This is a genomic window from Planctomycetota bacterium, assembly GCA_038746835.1.
Lineage (GTDB): Bacteria > Planctomycetota > Phycisphaerae > Tepidisphaerales > Tepidisphaeraceae > JBCDKH01.
The window spans coordinates 1-16626 of sequence record JBCDKH010000015.1 but is presented as its reverse complement, the minus strand read 5'-3'; the positions used below and the strand labels follow the sequence as shown (position 1 = coordinate 16626).

12 protein-coding genes and 1 pseudogene are annotated in these 16626 nt (G+C 64.5%); 6 read left to right on the top strand and 7 right to left on the bottom strand.

Going from position 1 to position 16626, the window contains the following annotated elements:
- Nucleotides 1–53: 53 nt before the first annotated feature.
- Complete coding sequence (locus AAGI46_03170; GenBank protein ID MEM1011205.1) at nucleotides 54–296, bottom strand: hypothetical protein; 243 nt, start codon at nucleotides 294–296, stop codon at nucleotides 54–56.
- A 297-nt stretch (nucleotides 297–593) separates the two neighbouring features.
- Here AAGI46_03170 and AAGI46_03165 point away from each other — a divergent pair, with 297 nt between their 5' ends.
- The 6 genes and pseudogenes from AAGI46_03165 to AAGI46_03140 all read left to right on the top strand — a co-directional run bounded on the left by AAGI46_03165 (nucleotide 594) and on the right by AAGI46_03140 (nucleotide 8947).
- Nucleotides 594–2342, top strand: coding sequence for a class I SAM-dependent DNA methyltransferase (locus AAGI46_03165; protein MEM1011204.1), 1749 nt, complete (start codon nucleotides 594–596; stop codon nucleotides 2340–2342).
- Entirely contained in the window at nucleotides 2332–3633 is a 1302-nt protein-coding gene (locus AAGI46_03160; protein MEM1011203.1) for a restriction endonuclease subunit S, read from the top strand. Before AAGI46_03165 ends, AAGI46_03160 begins: the two co-directional genes overlap by 11 nt.
- Nucleotides 3630–4022: pseudogene (locus AAGI46_03155) on the top strand (FRG domain-containing protein). The gene AAGI46_03160 and the pseudogene AAGI46_03155 overlap by 4 nt, the downstream one beginning before the upstream one ends.
- 90 nt (nucleotides 4023–4112) lie before the next feature.
- The gene (locus AAGI46_03150; protein ID MEM1011202.1) at nucleotides 4113–4865 is read left to right on the top strand and encodes a type I restriction enzyme endonuclease domain-containing protein; all 753 of its coding nucleotides are present in this window, start codon (nucleotides 4113–4115) and stop codon (nucleotides 4863–4865) included.
- Nucleotides 4858–8055: a type I restriction endonuclease subunit R gene (locus AAGI46_03145; GenBank protein MEM1011201.1), complete on the top strand. Its 3198-nt coding sequence runs from the start codon at nucleotides 4858–4860 to the stop codon at nucleotides 8053–8055. The genes AAGI46_03150 and AAGI46_03145 overlap by 8 nt, the downstream gene beginning before the upstream one ends.
- Before the next feature lie 175 nt (nucleotides 8056–8230).
- Nucleotides 8231–8947, top strand: coding sequence for a hypothetical protein (locus AAGI46_03140; protein MEM1011200.1), 717 nt, complete (start codon nucleotides 8231–8233; stop codon nucleotides 8945–8947).
- A gap of 81 nt (nucleotides 8948–9028) precedes the next feature.
- Here the strand turns inward: AAGI46_03140 and ahcY are convergent, their stop codons facing one another.
- The 6 genes from ahcY to AAGI46_03110 form a co-directional block, all read right to left on the bottom strand.
- Nucleotides 9029–10570 carry an adenosylhomocysteinase gene (ahcY, locus tag AAGI46_03135; protein ID MEM1011199.1) on the bottom strand — a complete coding sequence of 514 codons (1542 nt, stop codon included), beginning with the start codon at nucleotides 10568–10570 and terminating at the stop codon, nucleotides 9029–9031.
- A gap of 42 nt (nucleotides 10571–10612) precedes the next feature.
- A complete protein-coding gene (locus AAGI46_03130) occupies nucleotides 10613–10783 on the bottom strand; it encodes a hypothetical protein (protein MEM1011198.1) in 171 nt (56 codons plus the stop codon).
- Complete coding sequence (locus tag AAGI46_03125; protein MEM1011197.1) at nucleotides 10776–11717, bottom strand: metalloregulator ArsR/SmtB family transcription factor; 942 nt, start codon at nucleotides 11715–11717, stop codon at nucleotides 10776–10778. Before AAGI46_03125 ends, AAGI46_03130 begins: the two co-directional genes overlap by 8 nt.
- A 99-nt stretch (nucleotides 11718–11816) precedes the next feature.
- Nucleotides 11817–13208 (bottom strand): MFS transporter, encoded by a 1392-nt coding sequence (locus AAGI46_03120; GenBank protein ID MEM1011196.1) that lies wholly within the window; start codon nucleotides 13206–13208, stop codon nucleotides 11817–11819.
- Nucleotides 13169–13879: a hypothetical protein gene (locus AAGI46_03115; GenBank protein ID MEM1011195.1), complete on the bottom strand. Its 711-nt coding sequence runs from the start codon at nucleotides 13877–13879 to the stop codon at nucleotides 13169–13171. Before AAGI46_03115 ends, AAGI46_03120 begins: the two co-directional genes overlap by 40 nt.
- Nucleotides 13880–14760: 881 nt before the next feature.
- The gene (locus AAGI46_03110; GenBank protein ID MEM1011194.1) at nucleotides 14761–16170 is read right to left on the bottom strand and encodes a flagellin; all 1410 of its coding nucleotides are present in this window, start codon (nucleotides 16168–16170) and stop codon (nucleotides 14761–14763) included.
- Nucleotides 16171–16626: the final 456 nt, after the last annotated feature.

The following is a 16626-nucleotide window of genomic DNA, read 5'->3' as shown; positions in this document are numbered from 1 at the left end:
GCTGGGAGTGGCCAAGGGAATCCCTGGAAACTTCTCAGGGACTCCCTGGGAAGTTAGAAAGGTATGTTTAGAACTCTCCCGGGTATGTTTGGAACTTTCCAAGCCATCTTTCCAACTTCCCGGGATATGTTTGGAACTTCTCCAGCCGTGTTTCTAACTTCCCCGGGTATATTTGGAAGCCCCAAACATAGATTTCCAACTTCCCCAGCCATATTGGAAACCTTCCCGGGTATGTTTCCAACTTCCCCAGGTGTCCTGAAGACTTCCCCGGGCACCCTCAAGACGTTGAGGGGCATCCCGCCCGCGACGCTCCCCGTGGCACGATCTTCAGATCGTGCGTCCCCAAATCCCAACCCCGACACGATCTGAAGATCGTGCCACGACTTAAGCATGATGCTGCGGCCTCACGTCGCGACGACGTAGACCGGCCGGAGCTGGGAAGGGTGGGGGTGAGGGACGGGGTGGGGACGATGCCGCAGGTCGGCCGAGCGCTTTTTGTCGCTGCCGCGGAACCGATCGACGCCCCGATCGTCCCCGATCGACGGTCGCCGTCGACTGGTACCCATGTCGAGGGGCCGGTATACGTAGGGGCGATGCCCGATGTGTCCGAACACCAGTTCCTCCGCGACCTCGACGCCAAGCTCTGGGCCGCGGCCGACAAATTGAGGAACAACCTTGATGCGGCGCAGTACAAGCACGCGGTGCTGGGGCTGATCTTCTTGAAGTACGTGAGCGACGCCTTCGACGCCCGCCGACAGCAGATCAAGGCCGACCTGCAGAACCCGGACAGCGACCTGCACTACCCGGACGCGTCGGACGACGACCTTCACGCAGAGCTTGAGGACCGCGACTACTACACCAGCCAAAACACCTTCTGGGTTCCCCCGCTGGCCCGTTGGCAGAACCTGCAAAGCTGGGCCAAGCTCCCGCCGCAGACGACGGTCGAGGTCAAGAACGGCAAGACCGAGAGCTACACCATCAAGTCGACGGCCCTGCTGATCGACGACGCCCTCGCCGCCGTCGAGAAGGAGAACGACGCCCTGGCCAACGTGCTGGCCCGCGACACCTACGCCCGCCTCCAGCTCGACCCCGACAACCTCCGCGGCCTGATCGATCTGATCGCCAGCATCCCCTTCACCCACGATAAGCTCCAACCCAAGGACATCCTCGGCCACGTGTACGAGTATTTTCTGGGCCAGTTCGCCCTCGCCGAGGGCAAGAAGGGCGGCCAGTACTTCACCCCCAAATCCATCGTCGGCCTCATCGTCGAGATGCTCCGCCCCTACCACGGCCGCGTCTACGACCCGGCCATGGGCTCCGGCGGCTTCTTCGTGGAGATCGAGAAGCACGTCGAGGAGAAGTACGCAGAGGAGACGCACGGCAAGGTGGGGGGCATCAGCGTCTACGGCCAGGAGTCCAACCCCACCACCTGGCGGCTGGCCGCGATGAACATGGCCATCCGCGGCATCGACTACAACTTCGGCAAAAGCTGGGCCAACAGCTTCACGCAGGACCAGCACCCCGACCTGCGGGCCGACTTCGTGATGGCCAACCCGCCGTTCAACGTCAGCGACTGGTGGGACGCCAAGCTCGCCGGCGACGCCCGCTGGAAACACGGCACCCCGCCCAAGGGCAACGCCAACTTCGCCTGGGTCCAGCACATGCTCCACCACCTGGCCCCCACCGGCAGCATGGCCCTGCTGCTGGCCAACGGGAGCATGAGAGGCACCAGCGGCGGCGAGGGCGACATCCGCCGCGGCCTGGTCGAGGCCGACCTCGTCGAGTGCATGGTCGCCCTGCCCGGCCAGCTCTTCACGAACACCCAAATCCCTGCCTGCATCTGGTTCCTGACGAAAGACAAATCCGCACGCGATGGAAAACGCGACCGCGCCGGCGAGGTTCTCTTCCTCGACGCCCGCGACGTCGGCTACATGAAAGACCGCGTCCTCCGCGACTTCACCGCCGACGACATCGCCAAACTCGCCGGAACCTTCCACGCCTGGCAGGGCCTCCCGACGCCCACCTCCGGTGCCACTGCATCCTTGCAGTGCTCCAATACCGACCCCGAAACACCGCAAGAATGCGGTGGCACCGAGACCGCCGCCGCCTACGCCGACGTCCCCGGCTTCTGCAAGTCGGCGACGCTGGCCGAGATCGCCGCCCACGGCCACGTGCTGACCCCCGGCCGCTACGTCGGCGCCGCCGCGGCCGAGGACGACGGCGAGCCGTTCGACGCGAAGATGCAACGCCTGACCGCCGAGCTGGCCGAGCAGTTCAAAGAGTCGGACACGCTGGAGACGACGATCCGCGAGAACCTGAAGGGGGTGGGGTATGGGGTTTAGTCCGCTGTTTGCGGAGCTACCGGATCACTGGGAGACACCGACGCTTGGCGAGATCGTCAAACGCGGCGGTGGAAGCATCCAGACCGGCCCGTTCGGTAGTCAGTTGCACGCTCACGATTACGTCGATGACGGCATCCCGTCGATCATGCCGGTCAACATCGGCGACAACCGACTAATCGAGCAAGACATCAAACGCATCACGGAAGAAGACGCGGAGCGACTGTCCAAGCATCGCGTGCAAGTCGGCGACATCATCTACAGCCGCCGCGGGGACGTTGAGCGACGGGCGATTGTCCGCGAAGGTCAGGAAGGCTGGCTGTGCGGCACGGGTTGCTTGAAGGTGCGGTTTGGTGAAGGTGTCATTGATCCCGACTTCGCGTCCTTCTACCTCGGACATCCGGCCGTGCGTGCATGGATCGTCAACCATGCGGTCGGGGCGACGATGCCGAACCTGAATACTGGCATCATGGAGCGGGTGCCGTTCGTGCTCCCCCCGCTGTCGGAGCAGCGGGCGATTGCGGGGGTGTTGGGGTCACTGGACGCCAAGATCGCGTTGAACCGCCGGATGAGCCGGACGCTGGAGTCGCTGGCCCGCGGCCTGTTCCAAAGCTGGTTCGTCGACTTCGACCCCGCCCCGGACCACCCCCACACCAACGCCGCCCCCTTCGAGCCCTCCCCCCTCGGCGACATCCCGCAGGGCTGGACGGTGAAGACGATTGGCGACCTCTGCGACATCAACGCTTCAACGCTGCGAAAGAAGGACGAACTCGACAGCTTGGAATACATCGAGATTTCGGCCGCCAATCGCGGCGACATCGAGTCGATGCCGCGTTACGACCGGGACGACGCACCCGGCAGAGCACGGCGTCGCCTACGACACGGCGACGTCGCCATCTCAACTGTGCGGCCAGACCGCGGGGCGTACTTCCTCGCCCTCGACCCACCAGCAGACCGCATTGCTTCGACCGGCTTTGCTGTCATGTCGCCGAAGGTGCCGTACTCGTTTCTCTACGTCCTGATGACACGCCCGGAGATGTCAGAGAAGCTGGGGCAGTTGGCGGACGGGGCCGCCTATCCCGCCGTCAAGCCGGAGCAAATCGAAGCCATCGAAGCCGTCGTTCCTACCGATCCCGCAATCCTCGACGCATTCCACGCCGTCGTGGCACCGCTGCTCGAACGCATGGAGCAAAACCGGCAAGAATCCCGCACCCTCGCCGCCCTCCGCGACGCCCTGCTGCCGAAGCTGCTCGGCGGTGAGCTTGGCGCACCAACTGTGGGGAGTAACGCGTGAGTGAAGAGACGCCGTACTGGAAGAAGCTGCCGTTGTGGCCCGACGTCGACGTGTTCGACAAGACCGTTGATGGACTCATTCCGTCGTCACGAATCGAGAGTTGGCGAGACTTCGACCGCGTCGTCGACCACTACATCGAGAACGACAATGTCGAGTCGTACGCGTTCCGCGGCCAGCACCACTACAAGTGGTTCCTTGAGCCGACACTTGATCGCTTCCAGATGGGCGCGATTGACAAGAAGTTCGCAGATCGTCACCTCCAAGCGTTCCGGCTCGCGATCCGCGGTCGGGTCCCGGACAACAGCATTCTTGAGTTCACCGATGACGGCGAGGAGGCAGAGGATGTCGAGCTTTGGGCGGTCGGTCAGCACCACGAGCTTGCGACACCACTTCTCGACTGGACACGGTCACCGTTCGTCGCCCTTTTCTTCGCGTTCGTCGGGACGGACGACCCTCAGTGGGGTCAAGAAGGCAACAAGATGCCCGTCGCAAGCAGCCGCGCGGTCTACATCATCAACAGCGAGTTCATCAGTGATCTCGACTTTGACTCGAAGTGGCCACGGATCATCGAGCCGTCCAAAGACGATCACGGGCGGCTTGTCAATCAGGCGGGCTTGTTCACAATCGCGCCGTACGGCGAGACACTCGAATCTTCGCTGCTTCGCGCTCTTGCAGACTCCGACATCGACGTGAACGAGCCGAGCGAGGTGGCGAAGTACCTGCGGAAGGTCCACATCCCCAACGATGCGGACGTGAGACAACGGTGCCTGCAATGGCTTCGAAAGATGAACATTCACAACGCGAGTCTGTTTCCTGACCTCATTGGAGCGGCGAAGCATTGCAACGAGCTAACGCGTGAATGGATGTCCCGGCAGCAGGTCGAAGAGGTGAGCGGTTCGGCAACTCACAAGGTCAAAGCTCAAATCACCATCACTAAGTCCGCCTCCGGTATCGCGGCGGTCGCTGCTGAAGCGATTTTCAACGCACAAGGTGAGCAAGGGACCTTGACGGCCTCAGAAGCACGTTCGCTAGCTCAGGAGTTCGAGAACTTCGTAGATGAAGTGGCCGGCGTTGATTGGTTCATCCGTGAATCGCAGCTCGCGCGTTTAAGAACGTGGCTTCGTCGACAATTGTTGAAAACGAAGTACCCGGATGAGCAGGCAAAGGATGCCGCACATGCGGCGGTCGCCGCCGCAGCCGAAGAAGTTCGGAAGGCAGGGGAAGATGATTAACGAAGATGCTGTCGAGCAGCAGGCGATCGCCTGGTTTCAGGAGGCCGGGTGGGCCTACCTGCACGGGGCGAAGCTGGCCCCGGACGTGGCACCCGACGAGCGGGTGGACGGGCGGGCCGTGGTGCTGGCCGGGCGGCTGGCGGCGGCGGTGCGGCGGCTCAATCCGCAGCTGCCGGCCGAGGCCGTCGAGGAGGTCGTGCGGGCGGCGACGACGCGGGAGCATCCCGACCTGGCGAGGGCGAACGCGGCCTTTCACCGGAAGATGATCGACGGGGTGCCGGTCGCATACACGGATGCGTCAGGGGCGAAGGTCGAGGACGTGGCGCGGCTGGTGGCGTTCGATGACGTGAAGGCCGGGGGTGGGAATGACTGGCTAGTGGTGAATCAGTTAGCCGTCGCGGGGACGAAGGACGGGCGGCGACCGGACGTGGTGTGTTATCTGAACGGGCTGCCGATCGCCGTGATCGAGCTGAAGAACCCGGCCGACGCGTCGGCCGACGTGTGGGCGGCGTACCGGCAGCTGCAGACGTACAAGGACGAGATCGGCGACCTGTTCGCGACCAATGCCGCCCTCGTCGTCAGCGACGCCATCACCGCCCGCGTCGGCTCGCTCACCGCGACGCCCGAGTGGTTCTTGCCGTGGCGGACGGTGGCATCCGAGAGTGACAAGCCGACGGTCGAGATGGAGCTGGAACGGGTCGTCCGCGGCTTCTTCCGGCCGGACCTGCTGCTGGACTACCTGCGGCACTTCATCCTGTTTGAGGGTGATGAAGAAATCGTGAAGAAGATTGCGGGCTACCACCAGTTCCACGGTGTGCGGGCGGCGGTCGATGAGACGATCAAGGCGACACGGCACGACGGGAAAGGCGGCGTGTTCTGGCACACGCAGGGGTCGGGCAAGAGCATTTCGATGGCGATGTACGCCGGGAAGCTGTTGCAGCAGCCGGCGATGAACAATCCGACGCTGGTGGTCGTCACCGACCGCAATGACCTCGACGGGCAGCTGCACCAGCAGTTCAGCGCGGCGAAGTCGCTCTTGCGGGAGGCCCCGGAGCAGGCGGACAGCCGGGAGCAGCTGCGCGAATACCTCGACGGCCGGGCGAGCGGCGGGATCGTGTTTACGACGGTGCAGAAGTTTTCGCCGATGGACGGGGAAGACACGCACCCGGCGCTGAGCCGGCGGAGCAACATCGTCGTCATCAGCGACGAGGCCCACCGCAGCCAGTACGGGATCAAGCCGACCCTCGACAAGAAGACCGGCCGGTACGTCTACGGCTACGCGAAGCATTTGCGGGACGCGCTGCCGAAAGCGTCGTTCATCGGGTTCACGGGGACGCCGATCGCGTTCGAGGACAAGGACACGCGAGGCGTGTTCGGGGAGTACGTGAGCGTGTACGACATCGCCGACGCCGTGGAGGACGGGGCGACGGTGCAGATCTACTACGAGAGCCGGCGGGCGAAGCTGGACCTCAACAGCGAGGACATCGACCAGCTCAACGCGGAGGTGGACGAGGTCGTCGCAGGCGAGGAGGTCGAGGGCCGGGAGAAGACCAAGGGCAAGTGGGCGCAGCTGGCCAAGCTCGTCGGGGCGCAGCCGCGGCTGGAAGCGATCGCTGACGATCTGCTGGCGCACTTCGACCGGCGGAAGGAGGCGATGCGGTCGCAGCTTTCGACGGACGAGCAGCCGGACTTCGGCGGGAAGGCGATGATCGTCACGATGAGCCGGGACATCTGCGTTGCGCTCTACGACGAGATCGTGAAGCGTCGGCCGGAGATGGCGGGCACTCGCCGCGAGGACGGGACGTGGAACCACGAGGACGGGAAGATTCGCGTCGTGATGACTGGCACGGCGACCGACCGGCCGGAGCTGCGACATCACCAGTACAGCAAGGCCCAGCGCCAGCGGCTGGCGAAGCGGTTCAAGGACCCACGCGACGAGTTGGAGCTGGTGATCGTGCGGGACATGTGGCTGACGGGGTTCGATGTGCCGTGCTGCCACACGATGTACGTGGACAAGCCGATGAAGGGGCACGCCCTCATGCAGGCGATCGCGCGGGTCAACCGCGTGTTCCGCGAGAAAGCCGGCGGGCTGGTGGTCGACTACATCGGGATCGCGGTCGATCTGAAGAAGGCGCTCAAGACGTACACGGAGTCGCCCGGTAGAGGTCAGCCGACGGTGCGGGCGGAGGACGGGCTGCGGATTCTCAAGGAGAAGATGGGCGTCCTGCGGGACATGATGCGGGAGAAGAGCCCCGACTCGCCCGGCGTCGACTACGGCGGGTTCGAGACCGCCCCGCTGCCGCTTCTGCCGAAGGTGACAAACCACATCCTGAGCCTGGACGACGGCAAGCGGCGGTTCCTCGACGTGATGGCGTCGGTGATGAAGGCGTTCAGCTTGTGCGCGACGCTCGACGAGGCAGCGGCGATGCGGACGGAGATCGCCTTCTTCGCGGCAATCCGCGGCATCCTCGCGAAGCACGGTGTCGAGGGGCCGAAGCGTGGTGGCACGGACAAGTCGGCGATGCTGAAAGGCATCCTCGATAACGCGGTCGTGAGCGACGGCGTGGACGACATCTTTGCGATGGCAGGTTTGGAGCGGCCGAACATCGGGCTGCTCAGTGATGAGTTCCTCGAAGACGTTCGGCAGATGCCGGCGAAGAACCTGGCCGTCGAGCTTTTAGAGCGGCTGATCAAGGATGAAATCCGCGGGCGGTCGCGAAACAACGTCGTCCGCGAAAGCAAGTACGGCGACCGGTTGGCCGAGACGCTGCGCAAGTACAACAACCGCGCGATCGAGTCGGGCAAGATTGTCGAAGAACTCATCGCGATGGCGAAGGACTTCATCGAGGCCGTGAAGCGTGATGAAGAGCTCGGGCTGAATGCTGATGAGATCGCGTTCTACGACGCCCTAGCCGAGCGACCGGACGTGCTGCGGGAGATGGGGAACCAGACGCTCAAGAAGCTGGCCGTGGAGCTGACGGATCAGTTGCGGCGAAGCACGACGGTCGACTGGCAGGTCCGCGAGAGCGTGCGGGCGAAGATGCGGCTCCTCATTAAGCGATTGCTGCGGAAGTACAAGTATCCGCCGGAGGGGCAGGAGAAGGCGGTGGAGCTGGTCATTGAGCAGGCGGAGCGGCTCAGCGGGGCGTGGAGCGAAGCCGCTGGCTCCGGTCTTGAAGCTGGAGGCTGAGGCGACCGTGACTCGCTGCACATCCCGTGGGTCATGCCGCCGCGAAGAACACGAGCGAAAAATCATTCCTCCACCTCAAGCCGCCCTGCCGCCGTTCCGAAGTTACCGCCGTCGGCGGTTTCAGCGGCCAACGGGCGGCGCTGCCGGCTTCCTCGTCTAACGGAAGGAGGAAGGCATGCCTTCCAAAGACTTCGTCCCGACGACCGACTCGAAGTTGCGCGACTTTGCGCTCAACTTCTTCAACGTGTGTGCCACTGACAGTGTGGCCTTCAATCTTCAGGAGCCCGTCCTCAATCAGCTCGACGCGCTCACCAGCGACTTTGTGACCAAGCTTGCCAAGGCCGTCGATCCGATGACGCGCGGTACGCGCACGGTCTTTGAGAAGGACAAGGCCAAGAACGCCCTGGTCGCGGCGATTCGCAAGATCGCACGGCAGGTCAACGGCCTCATGGACGTCACCGATGACCAGCGCCAGGCGCTGGGGCTCAACATCCGTGACACCACGCCGACGCGGATCGATCCGCCGACCGTCGCTCCGTACGTCCGCGTGACGGACATCAAGAGCGGCATGATCCACTTCGAGCTGCGTCAGGACGGCGACCTGCGGGCCAAGCCCGAGAACGTCGCCGACGCGCTGGTCTTCACGCACGTCGGCGAGACGGCGCCGGTCGTCGCCAAGGAGTGGAACTACGCCATGACCACGGGCCGAACGAACTGCCGGATGGTCTTCCCCGAAGGTGCCGGCGGCAAGAAGGTCTGGATCACGGCCTTCTGGACGAACGCCAAGGGCCAGAGCGGGCCGAATGCTCAGCCGGTGAGTGTCGATCTGCCGCACATCGCGGCGCAGATCGAAGAGGCCGACGAGCAGTCGCCGATGCGCATCGCGGCTTGAGTTTGATGTTCAACTTCAACAAAGAAGCCGCCCCGCGAGTGGAGACTCGCGGGGCGGTTGCGTTGGTCGATCAATGGTTGATCAGTAGCGGTAGTGGTTCGACTTGTACGGGCCTTCGACGTTGACGCCGAGGTAGTCGGCCTGTTCCTGGCTCATGACGGTGAGCTTGACGCCGAGCTTGTCGAGGTGCATGCGGGCGACCTTCTCGTCGAGAATCTTGGGAAGGACGTAGACCTTCTTCTCGTCGTACTTCGCGCCGCTGAGCGTCTCTTCGCCGCGGTTGTACATGGCCAGGTCGATCTGAGCGATCGTCTGGTTGGCGAAGCTGGCGGACATGACGAAGCTCGGGTGGCCGGTGGCGCAGCCGAGGTTTAGCAGACGACCCTCGGCGAGGATCAGCACGCTCTTGCCCGTGTCGCTGAAGGTCCACTGGTCGTACTGCGGCTTGATGTTGGTCTTCTCGACCTGCTTCTTGGAGAGCATCTTCTCGAGCTCAGCCATCTCGATTTCGTTGTCGAAGTGGCCGATGTTGCCGACGATCGCGCCGTCCTTCATCTTCCGCATCGTCTCGGCGGTGATGATGTTGAACGCACCGGTCGTGGTGATGAAGATGTCGGCCTCGTCGAGGGTCTCCTCGAGCGTCTTGACCTCGTAGCCCTCCATCGCCGCCTGCAGGGCGCAGATCGGGTCGACTTCGGTGACGATGACACGGGCGCCCTGGCCCTTGAGGCTCTGGCAGCAGCCCTTGCCGACGTCGCCGTAGCCACAGACGACGGCGACCTTGCCGCTCATCATGACGTCGGTGGCGCGGTTGAGGCCGTCGATGAGCGAGTGGCGGCAGCCGTAGAGGTTGTCGAACTTGGTCTTGGTGACCGAGTCGTTGACGTTGATGGCCGGGAAGAGCAGCGTGCCGTTGCGCTCGGCCTCGTAGAGCCGCATGACGCCGGTCGTCGTCTCTTCGCTGACGCCCTTGCAGGTCTTGGCGGCGTTGACCCAGCGGTCAGGCGTGGCCTCGATCGTCTTGGCGAGGAGCTTCAGGACTTCCTTGAACTCGGTGTTGTCGGTCGTCTCCGGGCCGGGGACGCTGCCGGCCTTGGTGTACTCGAGGCCCTTGGTGATGAGCATCGTGGCGTCGCCACCGTCGTCGACGATCTGGTCGGGACCCTTGAAGTCGCCGAAGTCGAGCATGCGCTCGGTGCAGGCCCAGTACTCTTCGAGGGTCTCGCCCTTCCACGCGAAGACGGGCACGCCCTTGGGATCACGGATCGTGCCGTTCTTGCCGGCGACGACCGCGGCGGCGGCGTTGTCCTGGGTGCTGAAGATGTTGCACGAGCACCAGCGGACGTTGGCGCCGAGCTCAGTCAGCGTCTCGATGAGGACAGCCGTCTGCACGGTCATGTGCAGCGAGCCGCCGATGTCAAGGCCGGCCAGCGGCTTCTTGGGGCCGAACTCTTCGCGGCAGGCGATGAGGCCGGGCATCTCCTGCTCGGCGAGGTCGAGCTCCTTGCGGCCCTGCAGGGCGAGCTCTTGGAGCTCGTCGAGCGAGGCCCCGGGCTTGAGCTGGTATTCGAGGCCGCTCTTGGTGGCGGCGGAGGTTCCGATGTCGGTGGCAGTTGCGGTCATGTTGTTCAGAAAGGAGGAAGGAGGAGGGCTGAGGGAGGAGGGTCAGAAGTACCTGTAGGCGATCGCCAGCAGCGTGAAGATGAGGCTTGGGATGATCACGAACGGAATCAGAATGACGATGATGGATGCAGCGAGTGGCGAGCTTCCGAAGCGACGCGGTTTCTGCTCGTCATCGCGTGGTCCGGAGTAGTCGAGGATCGGCTTCTCATCCACCAGCACCCCCGCTTGCGATGAACAGCGCCGGCCCCTTGGCGTCCGGCTCGGGCGGGAGGGGGACGACGCGGGTGTTCGTAAAGCTGGCGAGGAGGTCGGCGACGGTGTCGGCGGTGAAGCCGCGGTGGCGTTGGCCCATGCGGCGGCGGAAGTCGTCGAGGTCGTGGGCGAGCAGGTCGACGATCACGCAGCGGCCGTTCGGCTTGAGCAGGCGACGCATCTCACTCGCCACCGCGGCGGGCGATTCGACGTAGCTCAGGGCCAGAACGCAGAAGACGGCGTCGCACGACGCGTCGTCGAGCGGCACGCCCGACAGCTCGGCCTGCTTGAGCTTGACGTTGTCCAGTGGCCGAAGGCGGCGACGTGCGGCCTTGAGCATGTCGGGAGAGGCGTCGATCCCTACGACTTCGGCAGCGAAGGCCGAGAGCTGTTCTGTGAAGTGTCCCCCACCGCAGCCGAGGTCGGCGACGACTGCGTCGGCCGGCAGCAACGCCAGGCCCGCCATTGCCTCGAACGATCGGCCGTACTGCTCGTCGCGGATGGCCTGCCAATCGCCGGCGACGCCTGCGAAGAACCCGCCGGCATCGCGATTCGCGAGGTGTTGACGAAGCCGAAGCAAGTCCTGCTCTGCCGTCGCCCAGTGGCCGCTCGATTCACGCGTGGCGAGCCAGAGCGTGCGACGCGACTCGTCGAGCTCGTCGAGAATGAGCCGGTAGAAGCCGGCAGTGCCTTCGCGTCGATGGACGACCCAGCCGCCGTCGAGCAGGGTTTTGAGGTGCCGGCTGACGGTGCTCTGCGGCAGTTGCAGGACGTCGCGTAGGTCCGCGACCGTGAGTTCGTCGGCTTCCAGCACACGCAGGAGCCGCAGCCGCGTGGCGTCCGCAAGGACGGCGAGGTGGTCGACGACGGAAGATGTCTCGGCGAGATGCGGCAAAAGCGTTCGAACCGTTGATCCGGCTGGACGGATGGAGTGTACATCGGCGAGATCGCGTTTCAACCTTCGCCAGCGCGCTAAGTCCGATGAAACGTTGCCCTACGCGACTGCTGGCTTTGGTTCGCGAACGAACTGCAGCAGGATCAGGCCGACGATGAGGAAGGGCAGGACGGCGAAGACAGCGAAGCGTGGCCCGGCGAGAATGCCGACGCCGGCGAAGAGGAGCGGGCCGAAGATGCTCATCGCCTTGGTGCCGATGGCGTAGAAGCCGAAGGCCTCGTTGCGGATGTGGCTCGGGGCGAGCTTGCTCATGAGGTTGCGGCTGGACGACTGCACGCCGCCCAGCACCAGGCCGATCAGCACGCCCAGCAGCGTGAATTGCGTCGGCGTCTGGACGAAGTAGGTCAGCCCGACGCCGACGCACCAGGCGAGCAGCGTCGTGGTGATGACGGGCTTGTTGCCGAAGCGCTCCGCCGCGTAGCCGCAGGTCGCGGCACCGGCGAAGGCGACGAACTGGACGACGAGGTACATGACGGTCAGCTCGCCGACGCTCATCATCAGGACGTCGCTTGCGAACGCGCTGGCGAGGTTGATGACCGACTCGACGCCGTTGATGTAGACCAGGAACGCCAGCAGGAACAGGAAGAGCATCCGGTAGCTGCGCAGGTGCCTGAGGGTCCCGGCGACCTGCTTGAACGGGCCGAAGATGCCTTTGGGCCGAAGGTGCGCGTCGCTGGCGGGCGGCACCTTGGGCAGCAGGAAGAAGGCGGGCAGGCTGAAGAGCAGCCACCACAGCCCACTCAGACCCAGGCCGAGATTGAAGCGATTCTCAAAGTCCGGCAACACGGCCGGCAACACCAGGCCGGCGATGATCAGCATGATCGCCCCGCCGATGTAGCCGACGGCAAAGCCCCATCCGCCCAGCTTGTTCTCACCCATCGATCCGGCAAGAACGGGCAGGAACGCGTTGTAGAACGCGATCGACAGGCCGAAGAAATAGAGGCTCACGCAGTAGATGCCCATCGCCAGCTGCCAGCCGTAGGCGGAGTCGACGGGCACGAGCACCTGCAGCATCGCGACGCACGACCCGGCCGTGGCGGTGGTGATGAAGAGCCGCTTCTGCCAGCCGCGTGCGTCGGCCAGGGCTCCGAGGACGGGCGCGCTCAGCACTGTCAGGAACGCGACCATTGCGACGAAAACGGCAAAGACGCTGCTGCCGGGAACGTCGATGCCAATGACGACCAGGCCCGTCGCGGGCTCGGTCTTGCCGTCGACGATGCGCGGTTCCCACGTCGACTGCTCGGGCAGAAGCGAGCGGATGAAGACCTGCGGGAAGATGGAGCCCCAGACGAGTCCGTAGCCGCTGTTGGCCCAGTCGTAGAGCATCCAGGCGACGCGCTGGCGTGGCGTTGCCTCGACCGTCGGCGTGGTTGCGTCGGACGAAGCCTGCGTCACGCGGCGGATCGTCGGTTCTGCTGCGTCGGGTCGCAACCTTCGTCCTGAGCTTTGTCGGCCCGCATGGTCGGCCAATCTGCCGAGGCGGCGATCAGGGCGGCGTCGATGAGCTTGCACGCGTGCTCGAGCCGCGCCTGAACGTCCAGCACCTGCCGCATCGCGGCGAGGATCGCCTCACTGCTGCGACGCGGCATGTAGCCGGCGTTGGTGGATCGGATGAGTGCCGCCAGCGTCAGTCGTGGCAGGCCGAGCGTTCGTGTCGAGAGTTCGGGCAGGCCGATGCTGACGCGGCAGCCGTCGGAGCGGACCATGCGTCCGGTCCGTTTGTTCGTGGGCCAGTCTTCGGGCAGCCAGACGGTCTTTCCGTCGCGATGGGTCTGGCGGATGATCGGCAGGACGCAACCGCCGTCGACGTGAATCAGCAGTTCGCTGCCAGCTGCGTCGAGCTGTCCGCCAATCTCGACGGCGAGGTGGTCGTCGTCGCGACGCAGATGGGCGACAGCCCCGACCGCCGAAACAGGTCGCCCGTCGATGCGAATGGAGGCATCGCGGCCGACGACGGCTGCTTCAAGGCTGTAGTGGCGGTCGATGCCGTTGAGCAGTTTGAGTTTGAAATTGTTCGCGGAGCCTTCGGAGGTGGCCCGAATCAGCAGCGTCTGACCTCGGACGGTTACGCGAAGGCCGAGCGGTGCCAGGGCGCGTCGCATGGCGGCCAGTTCGGTTCGCTTGACTGGATACGGCGGAAGAAAGAGGTTGGCTCCCTGATTGAGGGAGCAGGCACGAAGACGCGTTTCCTTGCCAGGTGTGATCATGCACCGGCAGTTCGCCTCTGGCTGCGCGTCCTTGTCGGCGATGGCTGACGAGCGTGGGCGAATCGTGCAGGAAGCACTCGTGGGCGCTTCGTGGACGCGGACGTGAAACGAGCGTTTGCCAAGTGTTTGCTCACGCGCGACCGTGATGGGTCGGATGGTCAGTTGGTTCGGCGTGACCGCGCCCGGCAGCATGGAAGAGGTGCATTCGTCCTGTCGGTTACCGAGCCGACAGCGATGATCCCGCTGCCCATCGAAGGCGGGCGTGCCGGCGACCGTGCATCGTGCCAGCAGCTGATCAACGCGCTCCAACGCGCGGACGATGCCGTCACACGTCGGCTCACGACTACACGACTCACACGACCTGCAGCAATTCGATTCGCACAGAACGCTCCCCGCAAGCGACGCCCCTTTGACAAGGATCGTTCCAATCCCGGCGAGCGTTGCCAATACCTGGCGATATTCTTCACGGGCGACGTGAGTCTGCCTGAGAGACTCGGTGACTGCTTGGTCGGGTTGCCCCTTGCGTTGCGAATCAGTCGCTTTGGATGTCTTGGCGGGTTCCATCCACCTGCCTCCGCATACGTCGCGGTGCGGACAACGTTGTCCGCCGAAGGCCCCCGGTCACGCCGTGCAAGGCGTCACCAATGCTGTTCATCGACCAGACGGACGGCCGTCCTGAATCCGGTTTCATACAAAAAAAGGACGTCCCGCATTGCGGGACGCCCTTGTGGGGAACGCGATGTCTGCCGGCGAACCGGCAGACGGCTTGTGGTGGTTTAGCCGAGCAGCGAGAGGACTCGCTGGGGCTGCTGGTTCGCCTGGGCGAGAACCGTCGTGCTGGCCTGAGCCAGGATCTGGCTGCGGGTCAGTTCGGCAGTCTCGAGGGCGAAGTCCGCGTCGCGGATGGCGCTCTCGGCGGCCGAAGCGTTCTCAAAGGCGACACCGAGCTGGTTGACGGTGCTGCCGATGGTGAACTTCTGGAAGCTGCCCAGACGACCGCGGGCCTGGCTGACCTGCTTGATCGACTCGGACAGGGCTTCCTGAGCGGTGGTGAAGTTGCCGCTGGTGAGGCTGTTGGCACCACCCGAGGCAATGCTCGACAGGAACGAGCCGTCGAGGCCGAGGCTGCCTGTCGACACCGAATTGATGCCGATCGAGGCCTTCTCGGTCTCGGAGACCTTCGAACCCAGCGAGAAGTCCGCACCACCAGCAACGACGCTGAAGCTCTTGGCGACAGTCGAACCGTTGTAGTTGGCACCCTCGATGAGGTCGAACTCGACGTCGAGGTTGCTGCTGCGGTACTTGACGGAAAGGCCGTCGACGCTGGCTTCGCCACCGTTGACGCTGACCGTGGCGTCCTGACCCTCGTCGCTGCCCGTACCGCCGTTGAAGCCGCCGCCGGAAATGGCGGTGACCTTCACGAACTGATCCGAACCGAAGCCGGTCGAATCGATACGGAGGCTCGTGCCGCTGACCGTGGCCTCGACGCCGGTGACGTCCTTGAGGGCGTTGATGCCGGCGGCGACGCTGCTGATCGCAGCACTCGAGAGGAAGCTGAGCTGCTCGGTGCCCTTGTTGCCGGCGACCTCAATGGTCACAGCGGCGCTGAGGGTGGCACCGGCGGCGGTGGCGATGCTGGCGACCTGGGCCGAGCCCGTCACCTGAACCGTCACAGCCTGGGTCGAACCGTCGGGCAGGCGAGCGCTGTTGACACGCAGGTTGTTGACGGACGACAGGTTGGTGCCGCTCGTCTCGTAACCGTAGGTGCCGTCCAGGAGCTTCTGGCCCTGGAAGTTGACGCTGCCGGCGAGGCGGTTGATGGTGTTGAGAATGCCGTCGACCTGAAGCTGGTTGGCCTCAAGCTCTTCGGCGCTGAGGCCGCCGGAGTTGGCGGTCTCGACGACCAGACCCTGAAGCTCGTTGAGCAGGTTGCCAACTTCCGCCAGGCCACCTTCGGCCGTGGCGATGATGTTGCCGGCACGCTCGGCGTTGTTCAGGGCGGCGGTGATGCCGGTCTTCTCGGCACGCAGGTTCTCCGATGCAATCAGGCCGGCCGGGTTGTCGGCACCGCTGTTGATCTTCAGACCTGTCGACAAACGCTCGAGGCTCTTGTTGAGCGAAGCGTTGTTCTGCGAGAGAACGCGCTGTGCGACCAGCGAGTTCACGTTCGTGTTGATACGCGACATGGCGTAAGTGTCCTTCCGTGGGGTTGCCGGCCCTGGGCCAGCTCGAACCGGCGTAACGCCGGGTGTCGTCGCCGGTCACATGACCGGCCGTGGCACGACCCGGAATCGGCCTGGCCCGCAGCAACACGCCGCGGCAGGACCAACTCCGCAACGGCGTCCGGCCGGTCCATTCCAGCCAAGACGCCGTTTCGATCCCGTCACACCGTCTTGCCGAGTGACTCGGCTTGCCGAACGCGTCGGACGATCCGACCCGATCCGGCGACGGCCCGTTGCCGACGGCGGGATCCACCGGCGTCGTCGCAACGAGCGACAAGCACCGGCTGGACATGACCCGCCGATCCGCCTGCGACGCGGAACAACGGATACACGGGACTCCGACGCAAGCCGAAGCCCGCCGAAAAGTTCCCGCCGCCTCAGCAGCAGGCCTTTCGGCTCCGGGCTTCTCATCGACTCGGG

Excerpts from the sequence above, each read along its gene's own strand:
- AAGI46_03170 (MEM1011205.1), bottom strand. The coding sequence starts at position 296 with ATGCCCCTCAACGTCTTGAGGGTGCCCGGGGAAGTCTTCAGGACACCT.
- AAGI46_03165 (MEM1011204.1), top strand. The coding sequence starts at position 594 with ATGCCCGATGTGTCCGAACACCAGTTCCTCCGCGACCTCGACGCCAAG.
- AAGI46_03160 (MEM1011203.1), top strand. The coding sequence starts at position 2,332 with ATGGGGTTTAGTCCGCTGTTTGCGGAGCTACCGGATCACTGGGAGACA.
- AAGI46_03150 (MEM1011202.1), top strand. The coding sequence starts at position 4,113 with ATGCCCGTCGCAAGCAGCCGCGCGGTCTACATCATCAACAGCGAGTTC.
- AAGI46_03145 (MEM1011201.1), top strand. The coding sequence starts at position 4,858 with ATGATTAACGAAGATGCTGTCGAGCAGCAGGCGATCGCCTGGTTTCAG.
- AAGI46_03140 (MEM1011200.1), top strand. The coding sequence starts at position 8,231 with ATGCCTTCCAAAGACTTCGTCCCGACGACCGACTCGAAGTTGCGCGAC.
- ahcY (MEM1011199.1), bottom strand. The coding sequence starts at position 10,570 with ATGACCGCAACTGCCACCGACATCGGAACCTCCGCCGCCACCAAGAGC.
- AAGI46_03115 (MEM1011195.1), bottom strand. The coding sequence starts at position 13,879 with ATGCGACGCGCCCTGGCACCGCTCGGCCTTCGCGTAACCGTCCGAGGT.
- AAGI46_03110 (MEM1011194.1), bottom strand. The coding sequence starts at position 16,170 with ATGTCGCGTATCAACACGAACGTGAACTCGCTGGTCGCACAGCGCGTT.